The sequence below is a fragment of the Spirulina sp. CCY15215 genome (assembly GCF_016888125.1).
GTDB lineage: Bacteria > Cyanobacteriota > Cyanobacteriia > Cyanobacteriales > Spirulinaceae > CCY15215.
Genome location: NZ_JACSWA010000349.1, coordinates 1 through 2231 on the forward strand (window position 1 = coordinate 1; position 2231 = coordinate 2231).

Sequence of the window (2231 nt, forward strand, 5' to 3'; positions counted from 1 at the left end):
GTTAGAAAATACGGCTTTAGCAGAGGCGATCGCCCACTGTCTCCATAATTTTGAATACGACAAAATTTTAAACTTAATTCCCCAAGAGACTAATTAAAGATGAACAATAACAACTGATAAGGTCAAGGCTTTTCAAGTAGGTGGAGTGGACTATATTAGCAAACCTTTTCAAGCGAGGGCATTATTGTGCAAATTACTGATAATGGTAAGAGACTTCCTGATGAAATAAAAGAGCGCATCTTTGAGCAAGGATTTACCACGAAAGAAGTAGGTAAAGGTACGGGGTTAGGCATGGCGATCGCCCTTCAAATTGTAGTCGAAAAACATGGGGGTAAAATTACCTGTGCTTCTGAGTTTGGCAAGGGAACAGAATTGGCGATCGCTCTTCCCTTGTCATTAATGCTTCAAAAGAGGGTAAACTAAAAAGGTAAATCGGGTGCATTATGCTTTACCCTTTCCTCGCGTCTAAACTTTCTGGTTATTTATCTATTTTTAGATTCATTGAGGACTGCTATAGCAATCCTCAATGATTTGTGGCAAATCCATAGGTTTAGATAAATCCCCTCGCCATGCAGGAAAAATGCCTTAAAAAGTAGGTTGAGTGGAATGCAGTGGAATCCAAAAAAGATGTTGGGTCCCACTCATTTAGGAACGCTATTTTAGTAGTTAGTTGTTAAAAGTTGACTTATGTTTAACCACGAATTGTCTGGACAAAAGAAAAGCAAAATACTCAACAGAGTTTTTTATCTTGGCACTCTAGTATTAGTAGTCTTAGCCTATTATGGCGCGGCAGAAATAGCTCGACATCTTGCCTCAACTCCTCAAGATGTTACCCCAATATGGCCTTCTTCAGGTATCGCCTTAGCTGCAGTTTTAATGCTAGGCAATTACGTTTTACCTGGAGTTTTTTTAGGTGTCTTTTTGAGTAACTTTTTTGCCTTTTTTGACGGTACGAGCTTTACCTCTTTTATGACTTCTATTTTAGCTGTTTTTGCCATAGCTACAGGCAGTACCTTAAATGCTTGGCTGGGTGGATTTTTGGTAGTTAAAACTATTAAAAACCGCTATTCTTTTCAGCGAATTAAAGATGTTTTAAATTTCTTGGTTTTTGGTGGTATCTTAGCTACCTTAGTAGATGGTATTTTCGGAGCAACATCCCTTTACTTTCTGGGCAAAATTCCAGGAAGTGCTTATTTAGAAGTATTAGTAATTTGGTGGGTTTCTATTGTCGGCGGAGTTTTCATTGTCACGCCCTTGCTTTTATCTGTGGGAGAATTATTGCAGGAAAATAAAAAAACAATTAAACGATGGAAAAATCGAGCTAACTGGGGTAATTTCACGAGAGAAATAATTCTCAAACTTAAGAATCTTAATATCTGGCGCGTTACAGAAGCAACTTTGTTACTCGTTGCTGTAATTTGGGTATGTAAAAATACTTTTGCCGGTGGCTATCCCATCGAGTATATTCTGTTTCCGCTTTTGATTTGGTCGGTATTTCGCTTCAGCCAACTTGGAACCACATTCTTGATTTTTCTGATTTCAGTTACAGCGGTTTTAGGGACAGTAAGAGGGTTTGGGGTATTTGCCAAAGAAGACCTAAACGAATCTTTAATTTTATTGCAATCCTTTATTGCAGTAATTGTCTTAACATCATTAGTGCTGGCAGCCGCGATCGCAGAACGTACCAAGGCAGAAACTCAATTAAATCTAGCCCTAACTCACCTAGCTCAAAGCAATCAAGAATTAGAAATTCGGGTCAAACAACGCACCCTCGAACTTGAAGTTGCCAAAGAAAAATCCGAAGTCGCCAACCAAGCAAAAAGCAGCTTCATCGCCAACATGAGTCACGAATTGCGATCGCCTCTCAATGCTATTCTTGGCTTTACTCAGATTATGACACGCTCTCAAACCCTCCCCCCAGAACATCAAGAAAGCGTCGGCATTATTAACCGCAGTGGCGAACATCTTTTAACTCTAATCAACAACGTCCTCGACCTCTCCAAAATTGAAGCAGGGCGCATTACCCTGAACAAGAAAAACTTCGACCTGCATCGCCTTCTTGATGATATTCACGATATGTTTCAACTCAAAGCAGCAGACCAAAACTTGCAATTGTTATTAGAACCAGCACCAAATCTCCCCCGCTATATTCGCACTGATGAAGTCAAACTTCGCCAAATTCTGATTAACTTGATTAATAATGCTCTCAAGTTTACCTCTGCGGGAGGTAT

General features: G+C 39.6%; 2 protein-coding genes. Both read left to right on the plus strand.

All coding sequences use genetic code 11. From position 1 onward, the window contains the following. The first annotated feature begins 186 nt into the window (after positions 1-186). Positions 187-423: an ATP-binding protein gene (locus JUI58_RS08395; protein WP_348539861.1), complete on the plus strand. Its 237-nt coding sequence runs from the start codon at positions 187-189 to the stop codon at positions 421-423. A gap of 264 nt (positions 424-687) precedes the next feature. Continuing rightward, the coding region (locus JUI58_RS26605; RefSeq protein ID WP_239121339.1) for an MASE1 domain-containing protein at positions 688-2231 on the plus strand (1544 nt) is incomplete at its 3' end.